The sequence below is a fragment of the Flavobacterium sp. PMTSA4 genome, from assembly GCF_032098525.1.
In the GTDB taxonomy this organism is placed as follows: Bacteria; Bacteroidota; Bacteroidia; order Flavobacteriales; family Flavobacteriaceae; genus Flavobacterium; species Flavobacterium capsici.
This window is the reverse complement of record NZ_CP134890.1, coordinates 1,288,592-1,302,722: the sequence shown is the minus strand read 5'-3', so window position 1 is coordinate 1,302,722 and position 14,131 is coordinate 1,288,592. Positions and strand designations below refer to the sequence as shown.

The window sequence follows — 14,131 nt, the reverse complement described above, 5'->3', positions numbered from 1 at the left end:
ATTTCCTTAGGGATTTAATATTTTAATTAGTTTTCCTTTAATTCTGTTCATTTTTACTCGGGCATTTACTTCGGAAATACCAAGCGTTTCTGCTATTTCAGTATAATCTTTGTCTTCTAAATACATATAAACCAATGCTTTTTCAATATCATTCAGTTGATGAACGGCTTGATACATGAGTTTCAGCTTTTCTTCTTCTTCAAAATTGTATTCTTCATGTGTGAAAAAATGTTTTTGAACTTCATAAGAAACTGTTGAGACCGAACGCGTGCTTTTTCTGTATAACGTAATGGCAGTATTCAGCGCAACACGGTAGGCCCAAGTTGAAAACTTAGAATCTCCTCTAAATTTTGGGAACGCTTTCCATAACTGAATTGTGATTTCCTGAAATAAATCGTTATGAGCTTCAGAATCATTAGTATATAGCCGACAAATCTTGTGAACTATATTCTGATTTTCCTTTAATTGTTTTACAAAAGATTGCTCTAAAGTTTCGCTCATGACAAATTAGTAGTTGCTTGTTTGTTTTTGTTACAAATGGTCAAAGTAAGTTTATTAGATAGCTGTCTAATAAGTATTCGTTACTTATTGTTTATCTTTGCCATTCAATATTCAAAAATAGTAGAATAATCATGAATTTAGGGCAATTTAATACACTAATTATTGACAGACTTACCAAAGTTGGATTATTTCTAACGGATACTAAAAGTGATGTGTTATTGCCATTAAAATATGTTCCTAAAGAATATAAAATAGGTGATGAAATTGAAGTTTTTATTTACCTAGATCATGAAGAACGACCTGTTGCTACTACTTTGAAACCGTATGTTACCGTTGATGATTTTGCATTTCTTAGAGTAAACTATACTAATAATTTTGGAGCATTTCTTGATTGGGGATTGGAGAAAGATTTGTTTGTTCCGTTTAGAGAACAAGCTAGACCAATGGAACAAGGAAAGCGTTATTTGGTTTATGTTTATTTGGATGATAAATCGAATAGAATTGTGGCATCGAGTAGAATCAATAAGTTTTTAGATAATACTGAGCTTGATTTTCAGCAAGGTAATGAAGTAGATTTGATTATTTCACACATGACCGATTTGGGTATCAATGTTATTATCAATAATAAGCATAAAGGTTTGATGTATGCTAATGAAGTTTATCAGGATTTGAGAATTGGCGATAAACATAAAGGTTATATCAAAACTATCAGACCTGATAATAAGATAGATGTTTCTTTTCAAAAAATAGGTTTGGAAAATATTGAACCTAATGCCGAAATCATTCTAAAGGAATTAAAAGCCAACAGAGGTTTTCTTCGATTAAATGACAATAGCCATCCGGAAGACATTAAAACGGTTTTGAAAATGAGTAAAAAATCGTTTAAAAAAGCAGTTGGTTCTTTGTATAAAGAAAATAAAATTGAAATTAAAGACGACGGAATTTATTTAGTCTGAGGATACAAACTTTCTACAAGTTTCAAAGTTTCATAGGTGTTGTTTGAATATTTGTTGGACAAACAAATGATTGAAATAGTATCTTTTTTTACTGGAACAAATGAAGAAGTATTACCATGCCACCAACCGTTGTGATATACTTGGGTTTCGCCATTAGCTAATTTTTTCATTCGCATTCCAAGTCCATAATCTTTACCCAATTTCATGTTTGAAGTATAACCTACATAGGCTTCTTTCATTAAATTTTGATTTATGAATTCTGAAGAATAAGTAGCCAAATCAAACTTTACTAAATCTCTTGGGGTTGAATAGATGTTTTTATCACCATTTAGGTTATCAAATTGGTCCCAAGGATTAGGACGATTGTTTCTATAAGACATTGAAACGGTATCTTTATCTCTGAAATAATCAAAGACAAAAGTATTTTTCATGTCCAAAGGCTTGAAAATAAGTTCTTTCATTGCTTCGCCGTATGACAAACCTGTTGCTTTTTCGATGATTAAAGCAAGCATAACATAATTTGTATTACAGTAATCAAATCGGGTATTGTCGGGACTTAATAATCTAAATTTATTTTTAACTATTAACTCATAAATATCTTTGTTGGAAAGTATTTTTTTTCTGTTCCAATTTTTTTTCATCAACTCAGGAAATCTTGAATAGTGCTGTAAACCACTACGATGATTGAGCAATGTTCTAATAGTTGTACTTTTGTATGGGAAATTAGGAAGCCAATCGGTTACCTTTTGGTCGAGCATGATGTTATCATTTTCAACTAATTTTAAAATAGCGGTTGCAGTCAAAACTTTGCTTACAGAAGCAAGGTGTAAAGCACTGTTTTCGTTTAGTGTTTTTTGAAGCTTTAGGTTTGCCATTCCTTGGTATTTTTCATAAATAATATGACCATTTTTGGCAACAATAAAACTTCCGTAGAAACCTGGCGTTCCAATTTTTTTTGAGTAAAAGGAATCTATTTGTTTGTTTTTTTCAAAGATGAAAGAGTCGCTTACCTTTCCAAATTTCAGAGAATATGGAATGCTGATTATGGCAGAGTCTTTTTTTACATCATCTTTACTTTTTGAATCTTCAAAAGAAAGTTTTGGAGAGGAAAAGTAAAACAATATAAATGTAAAAAACGATGTTGTAAAAAATTTCAAGTTCATAAATCATTCAGGTAAATTCGGAGCATTATCTACTCTACAATAATAGCATATTTTTTTTAAAAATGAAAAGCATTTTTTATTTATTAAGGAAATAGTAAGATAAAAAAAATCCGCTTTTGAGCGGATTTTTTAGAATTAATCGAATCTAACTTTTATGGGAAGGGTGAATTCGGTTCTTACTTTTTCTCCGTTTTTAATACCAGGATTCCATTTGGTTTTCAGAGCACTTAAAACTCTGATGGCTTCTTTGTCGGTTCCATATCCTGAATTTCGTATCACTCTGATGTTCGATATTGTTCCGTCTTTTTCAACCACAAATGCTACTAAAACAGAAACTGTTGAACCGGTTTCTAAATCTGGATTTTTGAAATTATTAGCAACATATTGATAAAAGTTATTAATTCCACCTGGATAAGAAGGAAGTTTATCTACTTCATTAGTTTTGGAAATGCCTTCTCCGCCTTTATTTCCAGCTCCGGTATCAACTAATGAACCATTGAGGTTTCCGTTATTTGTTCTAGGTTCTGTTCCAATACCAGGAGTTGTAATTGTTCCTTGTATTGCTGGAGTTTCAATATTTTTTATTTCTTCATTAGTTGGAACATCTTGTGCATTTTGCGTAGCAGTTACTGTTAATGTTGAGAAAATATTGATTACTGGTTCAACAGGATTGGTAACTGTGTTTGGTGGAGTTATTTTTTCAGGTTTATCCACTATTGGTTCTTCAATTGGTTGAGTAAATTTTGTTACATGAAGAGATGGTATTCCTGTTGGCTCATCCAATACTGGGTCATCATGGTTTTTGAAGTTTGAGAATAATGCAATACTCAAAAATCCACCCATTAACAAAACTCCCCAAAAAAGTGCTAATAGGGTTACTCTCGGATTTTGTTGACGCAATTGGTATGCACCATACATTTGGTTTCTGTCTTCAAAAACCAAATCAATCCATTTTTTTCCATAGATACTAACGTTTGACATAATAAATAGTTTTTAATTGTTAAGTATCGTTGTTGCATAATTAATGGTCTTTTAAGATATAACGTAAAAGACTATCAAATTATTGTGTAAAAAGATAATTATTTTTTAAACTATTTATTTTCGATAATTTCTGCCAATAGTTTTTTGGCACGAAGAAGTTTGATTTTAACGTTGCTCAAAGGTTCGTTAAGTTGTTCTGAAATTTCCTGATAACTCATTTCCTGAAAATAACGAAGTTGAATAACTTCTTGATAATGAGGTTTTAATTCTTTGATATAAAGTAATAATCGAGATAGATTTTGTTCAGTAATTAATTCGTCTTCGGCAGTTGGAGAACTGTCTGCAACATTATAAGCTTGTCTATCATCATTGTCTGAAATCTCTATAAAAAGTGAAGATTTCTTTTTTCTAAGCATATCGATATGAACATTTTTTGCAATAGCAATCAACCAAGTGTTGAATTGGTATTCTGAATTATAGGTGGCAATTTTATCAAATGCTTTCGAGAAAGTTTCTATAGTAATGTCTTCGGCATCAGTTTCGTTTTCAGTGCGTTTTAGCATAAAACCATATACTTCATTCCAAAACCTATCCAGTAAAAAAGTAAAAGCTACTTGATCACCTTTTTTTGCATTTTCTATATAATTGTTTATTTCCAATGTACTGGTTTTTTAAATGTGTTTGAAATGTAAACATTTAATTGGATAAAAATCAAAATAATTTCAATAAAAGGAAACCAATACATTACGTCTTTCTCTTTTAATTTTCCTGCCGAAAATCCTAATGAAATCCATGCGAAAATATAACGAAAGCCAATCATACTTACCACTGCAATCCATTGGAATTGGAATAATAGTAGTATTATGGGTAAGATAATGAATAAGAATTGTGAACTATAAAAAATGCCTAACTGAATTTTGTCAAAACTTTTGTAATGTCCAGCAGTTGAAACGTGTCTGCGTTTTTGGGTAAACCAATCACTAAAAGTTGTTTTTGGCGCAGAATAAGTAAAACTATCTGGTAAATAACAAATGGTTGTATTCGTCTTTTCGGCAGCTTGATTGATGAATAAATCATCATCGCCTGAACGAACTTTCATATGATCCATGAAACCACGCACTTTGAAAAACTCTTCTCTTTTGTACGCCATGTTTCGTCCAACACCAGTATATGGTTTTCCGAATTTAGCCCAAGAAAACATTTGAGTTGCTGCTAAAAGCGTTTCAAAACGGATCAATTTATTTAAAAATGAACTTGCAATTTTTTCGTAAGCACCATAACCTAAAACAATTGTTTTTTGTTGCGTAAACTGAGAGCTCATTTTGGTTATCCAATCTTTTGATGTTGGGTAACAATCGGCATCTGTAAACAATAAATATTCGTATTTAGCAGCTTTAATTCCTAATGTTAACGCAAATTTTTTGTTTCCCCAAAAGGCTTCATTGTTTTCAACTTTCACCAACTTAATGTTTGGGTATTGTTTTTCAAATTCTTCAAAAATATCTAATGTAGAATCGCTAGAAGCATCGTCAATTAATACAATTTCAAACTGTGGATAATTTTGTTCAGCTAAAATTGGAATAAAGTTTCTAACGTTTTCTTCTTCATTTTTAGCACAAACAATAACCGAAATCGGGATTCTTTTTGGTGTTTCGTTTTGTGGTTTTCCAAAGGAAAATTTTCCAAAAACGATGATATAATAGAAAAACTGAATTAGTACAACGACTGCAAACAAACAAAAAATGGATAGTAACATAGTGCTTTTCTACTTTTTTAAAAGGTGTGCAAATGTAGTTATTCTTGCATCAAATATCAAAAGGAAATTTAACATTTTAAGGTCTGTTTTTTTTCATTTCTTTTGCAACTTCAATAGCTTGATTATCATTTGTTTTTTCTAGCTCTGAAATAATGTTTTTATAGTTCTTATCATCACGATTTTGGGATAGTTTTTTAACAGATTCAATTGCTGTAATTTCAATTTCAAAAGAAACAATTCCTCGTGCTTCACGCATGGTTTTTTCGGAAAGGTTTTCAACTCGAACAGGATTTTCAGATTTAGCTTCATATTTATCAACTAATCTTTTTAGCGCTTCGATTGATTCTTCGTACGAGTGTAATTTTAATTTTCCGTAAACATGAACTGCAAGATAATTCCAAGTTGGTACGTTTTCATGGTCGTACCAAGATGATGAAATATAGGAATGAGAACCAGAAAATATAGCTAAAACATCATCATTAGTTTTAAAACTTTCCGCTTGTGGGTTGAGTTTTGATACATGTCCAACCAGAAATTGCTTGTCGTTTTTATGTTCTAAAAGCAAAGGAATGTGCGTTGCCCAAAGTTTTCCATTGGTTTGATTCACTAAAACTGCAAATCCATTTTCATGAATAAGTTTTTCAATTTCCGTTTGATTTTCGTTTTTATATAAATCAGGTATGTACATTTCGAATTAAATCACATTAACTTCTGCTTCAATGGCAATTCCATATTTGTCAAAAACTGTTTTTTGAACAAATTTTGAAAGCTCTAATAATTCTTTTCCGGTTGCATTTCCGTAATTAACAATAACCAGTGCTTGGTTTTTATGAACACCGGCATCATCTTTTCTGTAACCTTTCAATCCAGCATGTTCTATCAACCAACCTGCAGGAACTTTTACTTCTGTATCAGAAACTTCAAAATATTTTACATCTGGAAATTGTGATTGGACTTTCAAAAATTGTTCTTTAGAAATCACAGGATTTTTAAAAAAACTTCCACTATTTCCAAGTTCTTTAGGGTTTGGTAATTTACTGTTTCTTATTGTAATTACTGCGTTAGAAACATCTTTTATGGTTGGATTTTCAATATTATTTTTGGCTAATTCGGCTTTAATATCTCCATAATCAACACTAATTTTATGGTTGTTTTTTGTTAATTTAAAAACAACAGAAGTAATGATAAATTGGTTTTTCACTTCATTTTTAAAAATGCTTTCTCTATACCCAAATTTACATTCTTCTTTATTGAAGGTTTTAATTTTTTGAGTTGCAACTTCCATTGCATCACAAGAAATAAACGTGTCTTTAATTTCGGCACCATATGCACCAATATTTTGAACTGGAGTTGTGCCAACATTTCCTGGAATCAAAGACATGTTTTCTAAACCGCCAAAATTTTGGTCAATAGTCCAAAGCACAAATTCGTGCCAATTTTCTCCAGCTTGGCTTTCAATCCAAACGTGGTTTTCATTTTCTTTAATGATTTTTTTGCCTTTTAAATCAATATGAATCACTAAAGCATCAATATCTTTTGTCAACAACATATTGCTTCCACCACCAAGAATGAATTTTTTATCATTTTGATGATTTTCTAAAATTGTTTTTAATTCATCAACAGAATGAACGGCTATAAATTGCTTGGCTTTTACTTCAATACCAAATGTATTGTGCTTTTTTAAAGAGAAATTATGTTGGATTTGCATGTTTTAAAATCAAATTGATTACAAAAATAAGTCAAAGATTTTAAACAAATTTTTTATAATAATTTTTTTGCCATTTGTGTAGCATAAATAAAGGCATAAAATAGGGCAAAATTTGAGTATTACCATTTCGTACTTCCTTAACTAATTTTTTACCATCAATATTTGTTAAATAAGGAAAGTTAAAAATATCACTTTTTGAAAAGTTATCTAACTCATCAATAAATCTAGGAAAACTTAACAGATAGCTTCCCCAAGGTGCACTTAAACCAATTTTTCTAAATTCAACAATTTCTTTTGGAAGTTTGTTTTCCATTGAATTTTTTAAAATAAACTTCCCTTTTTTTCCTGTAAATAACCATTTACTATCTAATGTTCCAAGTCCTGCAATTAATCTTTTATCAAGAAATGGTTCTCTGCATTCTATAGATGTTCCCATAGTGCATCGATCATTTCTGTCTAACAAAGAGCATAAATAAGTATGCTGATCAAAATATAGCGCTTGTCTTTGAAGATTTTTAGGATATAATTCCTTAGCTTCTTTTAAAATTTGATATCGATATTCATTTGTTGGCTTCTTTTTATCACCATAGAACAAATTAATATCTTCAGGATATATATTTGAACCATTAAAAATCACCAAATCCGACTCATCTTTGATTTTTGAGTAACGAAATAATTTATCGTATCGTGGTTTTTTATTAAATACTTCTATTTTACTGAGACTAGATATAACTTTGAGTAGAGATTGATTTTTGAGTGCTTTATATCTAACATATCCACCCATCAATTCATCAGCACCTTCACCAGAAAGCAATACTTTTACTTTGGGTTTAGCCAATTTTGAAATAGCTAAAAGATGTGGTTCATTTAAGTGTGTTATTGGCTCATCTTGAAAATAAGAAGCTTCAATTAAATTTTGATACAAATTTTCATTTTCAAGTTTTGTATGATTGAAATTATAGTTAAACTGTTCAGTTATTTTTTTAGCTAGATGATATTCATTATGTTCTTCTTCTGAAAAACTAATGTTAAAAGTTTCTATGTTTTTATAATCTTGATGGTGTAAAGCTGATAAAATAGAACATGAATCTAAACCTCCGCTCAATAGAACTCCTACTGGTACATCACTGACCATTCTAAGTTTTACAGAATCAAAGAATGTTTCTTCAAACCATTCTTTTGGGTTTATGATTTTAGGATGATTTTGAATTTGTTCTTTTAAATTCCACCATCTTACAGTTTCTTTTTTTCCATTTTCATCAATGGTTATATGATGTCCAGGCAAAAGTTTTTTAATGTTTTCATAAAGTGTGTTTTCGCCTGCTACAAATCGATTATAAAAATATTCTTCCAAACCATTTTCAGAAACTTGAAGAGGAACACCAGCTGTAAAAAGAGCTTTTTGTTCAGAAGCAAAAAATAAAGTATTTTGGTGAAAGCTATAATAAAGAGGTTTTACACCCATTCTATCACGACAAAGGATGAGTTTTTTTTCTAAATTATCCCAAATTGCAAAGGCAAACATTCCATGAAGACGTTCTAATGTCTTTAATCCATATAACTCAAAAAGGCATAGTAAAACTTCAGTATCTGAACCTGATTTTAAAGCAATTCCCTTACTTTTTAATTCAGGATAGAAATCTTTATAGTTGTAAATTTCACCGTTAAAAACAATAATATATCTGCCATCATTAGAAATAAAAGGTTGATGTCCGTTTGATGAAGTGTCAATGATTGATAATCTTCTATGTCCAAGACCAATATTATTATTTAAATAAATTCCCGAATCATCTGGTCCGCGATGTTCTAAAACATCACGCATTTTAATCAGTTGATTTTGATCAACTTTCTTAAAGTCTAAATGAAATATACCATTGATGCCACACATAAATTAATTTGAAACCTTTTTTGTTGAAATTAAATATTGATAATTGTCAGCAATTTTTTTCATATTAATTTTATAGTTAGCTTTTTCTTCAATAAATTTTCTATTCAAAATAATCACTTTTCTTAAGTAATCTTTTCGATTAAAAGACCACTCCAATTCTTCGGCTAATTTAGAAGCATTTATTGAATCTACAAGTATTCCGTTAACTTTTTGTTCAATCCATTTTTCATTGCTATCTATGTGACTTACAATTGGAAAACAACCACAAGCCATCGCTTCAAAAAGTGAAGATGAAACACCTTCAGTTATTGGCATGCTTATGTAAAAATTTGATTTTTTTAAAAAAAACGGGATTTCATCATTTTTAATTCTTCCGGTAAATTTTACTTCTTTATCTATATTTAATTGTTTCGTGAGATTTTGAAGCTTTATTAAATTACTTCCATCACCAACTATTGTCAACTTGAAAGGAATTCCTTTTTGTTTCAAAATAGAAAATGCTTTCAAAATTGTTTCATGGTTGTATTCCGTTTCTAATGATCGAGTAACTACTGCATCAATATAATTTAATTCGGAATTATCATTAAATTCAAAATATTCTAGATTTATACCTTTCGGTAAAATCATTACTTTAGACATGTTAACACCGCTTTTCATCATGTGTTCAGCCATAATTTCTCCCCATGCATGAATTAAATCAGCTTTTTTAAAAGCATAATCTTGAAGCTTTTTCTTTAAAAAGTAGAAAGGAGAATTTAATGGCCATAAATCACTACTTCCTTGTTGGGCTATCGCTATTGGTTTTATTCCTGAAATTGCTGCTAAGAATCCATAACTTGTTGTTCTTTCTGCAATTATCATATCTGGATGATAATTTTTAGCAATTTTTTTTATAAACAAAATTGATTTTATTAATTCTAAGAGGCGATAAATTCTGTTTAATCCTTTGTTGTTTGTTTTTAGTTCCCAAGTTACTATTTCAAAATCACCAAATTCTTTTAATCCATTAATCCATGTAATTGCATCAGCTCGATAGGTTTCACCTAAAAAGAGAATTCTTTTTTTTACCATTTTATTCTTCGGTTTCTAATGCTCGAGTTAGAAAATCATTTAGTGGTTTTAGAGTAATTAATTTTTGAGCAACAAGTTTGCTGAAATCTTTATCAGTAAATAATTTATCATCAATTTTAGCCGAAGCTGTAAAACTTTTTAGTTTCAAAAATTCAATAGCAGGATGATTTGGGTCAAAATCTTTTGGAGCTTTTTTGAGCATGTTGTTTTCATCACGAGTTATTTCTCCAAATTCTTTTTTGAAATTTTTATCAGCTATAATTTTCTCTAAATCATCGTGGAAAAATTCAATTTCTTTTCGAATTTGTTTTAGCTCTGTGGCTTCAGGACACCAAACGCCACCAGCAATAAATGAATTTCTTTTTTCGTAATGAATATAATAACCTGGACTGTTTTTTCGGTTTTTATTTTGGGTGAACCAAACTCCCATATTGGTTTTATAAGGCGATTTATCTTTGCTAAACCGAATGTCGCGATTAATTCTGAATGTACAATTTTTAACCTCTAATGGTTCCAAAGTTCTGTCTAAAGGTTTCATTTCCGCTAAAATTGATGCAATAAAACTATGATAATCTTTTTTGTAGTTTTCATACCTTTTTTTGTTGGTATGCATCCATTCGGTATTATTATTTGCAATTAAATCAGCAAGAAATTGCAATGCTTCTTTTGTAATCATTTATAAATGTTTTTTTAAATCTTCTTCAGATATGAAACCAATATTTCTCCATGTTTCTTTACCATTTTGATAAACTATGATAACAGGTAAACCATCAATTTTCATATTTTCTAATAAACTTTTATTCTCATCGGCATCCAATCGAACAATTTTGATTTTATCTTTTAAATCTTCTTGCATTTTAGTAATGTAAGGTTTCATTTTTTTACAAGGTGCACACCAAACAGCACTAAAATTCACCATTACTTTTTTATCTGAATTTATAAGTTTCTCATAATCTGAACTAGTTATTCCAATATATTCTTTTGAAGTAGGTTTTTGCATTCCAGCAGCATTCCATTTCATGATTCCACCTTCTAAATTGTATATTTCTTTGAATCCCAATTCAGCTAATTTATTGGCAGCTTGAGAACTTCTTCCACCAACTTTACAATACACAAAAACAGGTTTAGATTTGTCTAATTTTTCAACTTCAGAAATAAAGTTATCTCCATTCCAGTTGATGTTTTTTGCTTCATTTATTTTGTCAACAGCATATTCAGCAGGTGTTCTTACGTCAATAAGTTGTGGGTTTTCTATTTTATTTAATTTTTCGGAGTATGTTTTTACATCAACTGTTTGAACTTCTTTTTTTGGTTGTCCTTGACAATTGATGAAAAGAAAACTGATGAGTAATAAGGAAAATATTTTTGATTTCATGTTTTAAAATTTGATTGCTAAAATACAAATTTTAAATGACTAAAGATTAAATATTTTATAACTCTGATGGGTTTGTTTGACAATGTTTTCGGTTCGTTCAGGATGTGTGTCGGAAATGAAAAGTTGTCCAAATTCTTCTTGATTTACCATGGAAACAATTTTAGAAACTCTTGTTTCATCAAGTTTATCAAAAATATCATCAAATAATAAAATTGGTTTTTCTCCACTTTGTTTTTTTACAAAATCAAATTGTGCCAATTTTAATGCGATAAGAAACGACTTTTGTTGACCTTGGGATCCGAATTTTTTAATTTGGAAACCATCAATTTCAAACGATAAATCATCTTTATGAATTCCGACTGAAGTGTAGTGCAATGCTCGGTCTTTTTGTAGATTTTCTTCCAATAATGTAATCAAATTATTTTCAAACAAGTCGCTTTGGTAAACCAATTGAACCGATTCAGCATTGTTACTGATTTCTTGATAATATTGATTGAAAATTGGAATAAATTGCTCCAGAAACTGTTTTCGTTTCTCGAAAATTTTTTGTCCAAATTCATTTAATTGTTCATTATATATTGAAAGCGTTTCTTTATCAAAAGTGTGATTTAACGCAAAATATTTAAGTAAAGCATTGCGTTGAACTATGATTTTTTGGTACTTAATGATTTCTTGTAGATAATTTTTATCCAATTGCGAAATTACGTTATCAATAAATTTTCGACGAGTTTCGCTTCCTTCAATAATTAAATCTCTGTCGGCTGGAGAAATTATAACAAGTGGAATTAATCCAATGTGTTCCGAAAACTTTTCATAAAGCTTCCCATTTCGTTTTAAAATTTTCTTTTGTCCTTTTTTTAAACTGCAAACAATTTGTTCGGTTCTTTCCTTTTTTTCAAATTCACCATCAACTACAAAGAATTCTTCATCATGCTTAATGTTTTGAACCGCTAAAGGATTAAAATAACTTTTACCTTGCGATAAATGATAGATTGCATCGAGTACATTAGTTTTTCCAACACCATTTTTTCCAACAAAACAGTTTATTTTTGTATCAAACTCAAAAGTAGCTTCCGAAAAATTTTTATAATTGAATAAAGTGATTTTTTTTAAAAACATGGTAACCGCTTGCTATTGCTGAAAAGACTGTAGAATTTAGTATTTATTTTGAAAGAGCGTGCAAATTATTGAAAAATATCGATAAAAATCGTTTTTAAATAGGAATAAAATTTTATTTTTGCGCACACTAAAATAATTTTAAATGGCAACTTTTAACAAAAGAGGTTACAGAACACCAAAAGAAAAAGAAGAAAAGTTAGATAACAATTATATTGAGAACGTAAATGTTGACGAAAAAGACAGCGCAACAGCAAAAGCGTTTGAAACTCTTGATGAAACAGCTTCAAGAACAGAAGATTTTGTTCAAAAAAATCAAAAATATATTTTAAGTTTCCTTGGTGCTATTGCTTTAGTAACAATTGGATATTTATTATACCAAAGATTTGTAGCTGAGCCAAATCAACAAACTGCTGCAGATGAATTATTTGTTGCACAACAAAACTTTCAAAAAGCTGTTGATGGTGATACAAAAGCAGATTCATTATTCAATTTAGTGTTAAAAGGTTCTGAAGGTAAATTTGGCGTTGTAAAAATTGCTGAAGAATATTCAGGAACTGATGCTGGAAATTTAGCTAATTACTATGCAGGTATTGCTTACTTGAATACAGGTAAATATGACGACGCTATTAAAAGTTTAGAAAAATTTAAATCGGATGATGAAGTTTTAAGTACATTGGCAATTGGTGCAATTGGTGATGCTTATGCTCAAAAAAATCAGCCAAAAGATGCATTGACTTATTATGTTAAAGCTTCTGAAGCAAAGAAAAACGATTTAACAACTCCTAGATTTTTATTAAAAGCAGGAAAAACAGCTTTGGCTTTAGGAAATAAAGCAGATGCTTTAAAATATTTTACTGATTTAAAGGACAACTACGAAAACACTCCAGAAGGACAAGGTGTTGATGGTTTAATTGGAATGGCACAGTAATTATTTAGATAATATATTTTAAAAGGATTAAGGATTCATTATCTTTAATCCTTTTTTATTTAAAAGCAGTATAAAAAATGGCAACAGCAAATAAAAATTTATCCAATTACGATAAAAATACATTACCAAATGCATCAGAGTTTCGTTTTGGGATTGTGGTTTCAGAATGGAATGATAAAATCACCAATGGATTGTATAATGGCGCAGAAGCAGCATTGTTAGATTGTGGTGTTAAGGCTGAAAATATAATCCGTTGGAATGTTCCTGGAAGTTTCGAACTTATTTATGGCGCAAAAAAAATGATAGAAACACAAAGCGTTGATTGTGTTATTACTATTGGTTGTGTTATCAAAGGCGAAACCATGCATTTTGAGTTTGTTTGCGAAGGTGTAACACAAGGTGTAAAAGATTTAAATATCAAAAGCGATATTCCAGTGATTTTTTGTTTGCTAACTGATAATACAGAACAACAATCTATCGATAGAAGTGGAGGAAAACATGGCAATAAAGGAACTGAAGCTGCAATAGCTGCCATAAAAATGGCTGATTTAAGGAAAAAGTCAAGTCAAAAAGGAAAATCTATAGGGTTTTAAAAGTAGATTATAATATACTATCAAAAACCTATTTCTTTTGGAAGTAGGTTTTTTTTTTAGTAAAGGATTAACTAAAATAAACCATTGTTTTT

15 protein-coding genes are annotated in these 14,131 nt (G+C 29.8%); 3 read left to right on the top strand and 12 right to left on the bottom strand.

The genetic code is table 11. The features are described 5' to 3' along the window. Positions 1-6 precede the first annotated feature (6 nt). The gene (locus RN605_RS05995; protein ID WP_313323094.1) at positions 7-501 is read right to left on the bottom strand and encodes an RNA polymerase sigma factor; all 495 of its coding nucleotides are present in this window, start codon (positions 499-501) and stop codon (positions 7-9) included. 131 nt (positions 502-632) lie between these two features. Here RN605_RS05995 and RN605_RS05990 point away from each other — a divergent pair, with 131 nt between their 5' ends. Then, entirely contained in the window at positions 633-1,457 is an 825-nt protein-coding gene (locus RN605_RS05990) for a CvfB family protein (protein ID WP_394853496.1), read from the top strand. Here the strand turns inward: RN605_RS05990 and RN605_RS05985 are convergent. The 11 genes from RN605_RS05985 to recF form a co-directional block, all read right to left on the bottom strand. Next, the gene (locus RN605_RS05985) at positions 1,445-2,620 is read right to left on the bottom strand and encodes a serine hydrolase domain-containing protein (RefSeq protein ID WP_313323092.1); all 1,176 of its coding nucleotides are present in this window, start codon (positions 2,618-2,620) and stop codon (positions 1,445-1,447) included. The genes RN605_RS05990 and RN605_RS05985 overlap by 13 nt on opposite strands. Positions 2,621-2,755: 135 nt before the next feature. Continuing rightward, positions 2,756-3,601, bottom strand: coding sequence for an energy transducer TonB (locus RN605_RS05980; protein WP_313323090.1), 846 nt, complete (start codon positions 3,599-3,601; stop codon positions 2,756-2,758). Positions 3,602-3,711: 110 nt separating this feature from the next. Further along, positions 3,712-4,260: an RNA polymerase sigma factor gene (locus RN605_RS05975; RefSeq protein ID WP_313323088.1), complete on the bottom strand. Its 549-nt coding sequence runs from the start codon at positions 4,258-4,260 to the stop codon at positions 3,712-3,714. Beyond that, a complete protein-coding gene (locus RN605_RS05970; RefSeq protein WP_313323086.1) occupies positions 4,251-5,357 on the bottom strand; it encodes a glycosyltransferase in 1,107 nt (368 codons plus the stop codon). Before RN605_RS05970 ends, RN605_RS05975 begins: the two co-directional genes overlap by 10 nt. A 76-nt stretch (positions 5,358-5,433) precedes the next feature. Then, positions 5,434-6,045 carry an FMN-binding negative transcriptional regulator gene (locus RN605_RS05965; protein WP_313323084.1) on the bottom strand — a complete coding sequence of 204 codons (612 nt, stop codon included), beginning with the start codon at positions 6,043-6,045 and terminating at the stop codon, positions 5,434-5,436. A 6-nt stretch (positions 6,046-6,051) separates the two neighbouring features. Then, positions 6,052-7,065: a UDP-N-acetylmuramate dehydrogenase gene (gene murB / locus RN605_RS05960; RefSeq protein WP_313323082.1), complete on the bottom strand. Its 1,014-nt coding sequence runs from the start codon at positions 7,063-7,065 to the stop codon at positions 6,052-6,054. A 40-nt stretch (positions 7,066-7,105) separates the two neighbouring features. Then, complete coding sequence (gene asnB, locus RN605_RS05955) at positions 7,106-8,953, bottom strand: asparagine synthase (glutamine-hydrolyzing) (RefSeq protein ID WP_313323079.1); 1,848 nt, start codon at positions 8,951-8,953, stop codon at positions 7,106-7,108. Positions 8,954-8,956: 3 nt separating this feature from the next. Beyond that, positions 8,957-10,024 carry a glycosyltransferase gene (locus RN605_RS05950; RefSeq protein ID WP_313323077.1) on the bottom strand — a complete coding sequence of 356 codons (1,068 nt, stop codon included), beginning with the start codon at positions 10,022-10,024 and terminating at the stop codon, positions 8,957-8,959. A 1-nt stretch (position 10,025) separates the two neighbouring features. Further along, entirely contained in the window at positions 10,026-10,700 is a 675-nt protein-coding gene (locus RN605_RS05945) for a DUF2461 domain-containing protein (RefSeq protein WP_313323075.1), read from the bottom strand. Further along, positions 10,701-11,399, bottom strand: coding sequence for a thioredoxin domain-containing protein (locus RN605_RS05940; RefSeq protein WP_313323073.1), 699 nt, complete (start codon positions 11,397-11,399; stop codon positions 10,701-10,703). A gap of 39 nt (positions 11,400-11,438) precedes the next feature. Continuing rightward, positions 11,439-12,518 carry a DNA replication/repair protein RecF gene (gene recF / locus RN605_RS05935; RefSeq protein ID WP_313323072.1) on the bottom strand — a complete coding sequence of 360 codons (1,080 nt, stop codon included), beginning with the start codon at positions 12,516-12,518 and terminating at the stop codon, positions 11,439-11,441. A 142-nt stretch (positions 12,519-12,660) separates the two neighbouring features. Here recF and RN605_RS05930 point away from each other — a divergent pair, with 142 nt between their 5' ends. Next, the gene (locus RN605_RS05930) at positions 12,661-13,446 is read left to right on the top strand and encodes a tetratricopeptide repeat protein (RefSeq protein ID WP_313323070.1); all 786 of its coding nucleotides are present in this window, start codon (positions 12,661-12,663) and stop codon (positions 13,444-13,446) included. Positions 13,447-13,523: 77 nt separating this feature from the next. Then, positions 13,524-14,039 (top strand): 6,7-dimethyl-8-ribityllumazine synthase, encoded by a 516-nt coding sequence (gene ribH / locus RN605_RS05925; RefSeq protein WP_313323069.1) that lies wholly within the window; start codon positions 13,524-13,526, stop codon positions 14,037-14,039. The last annotated feature ends 92 nt before the right edge of the window (positions 14,040-14,131 follow it).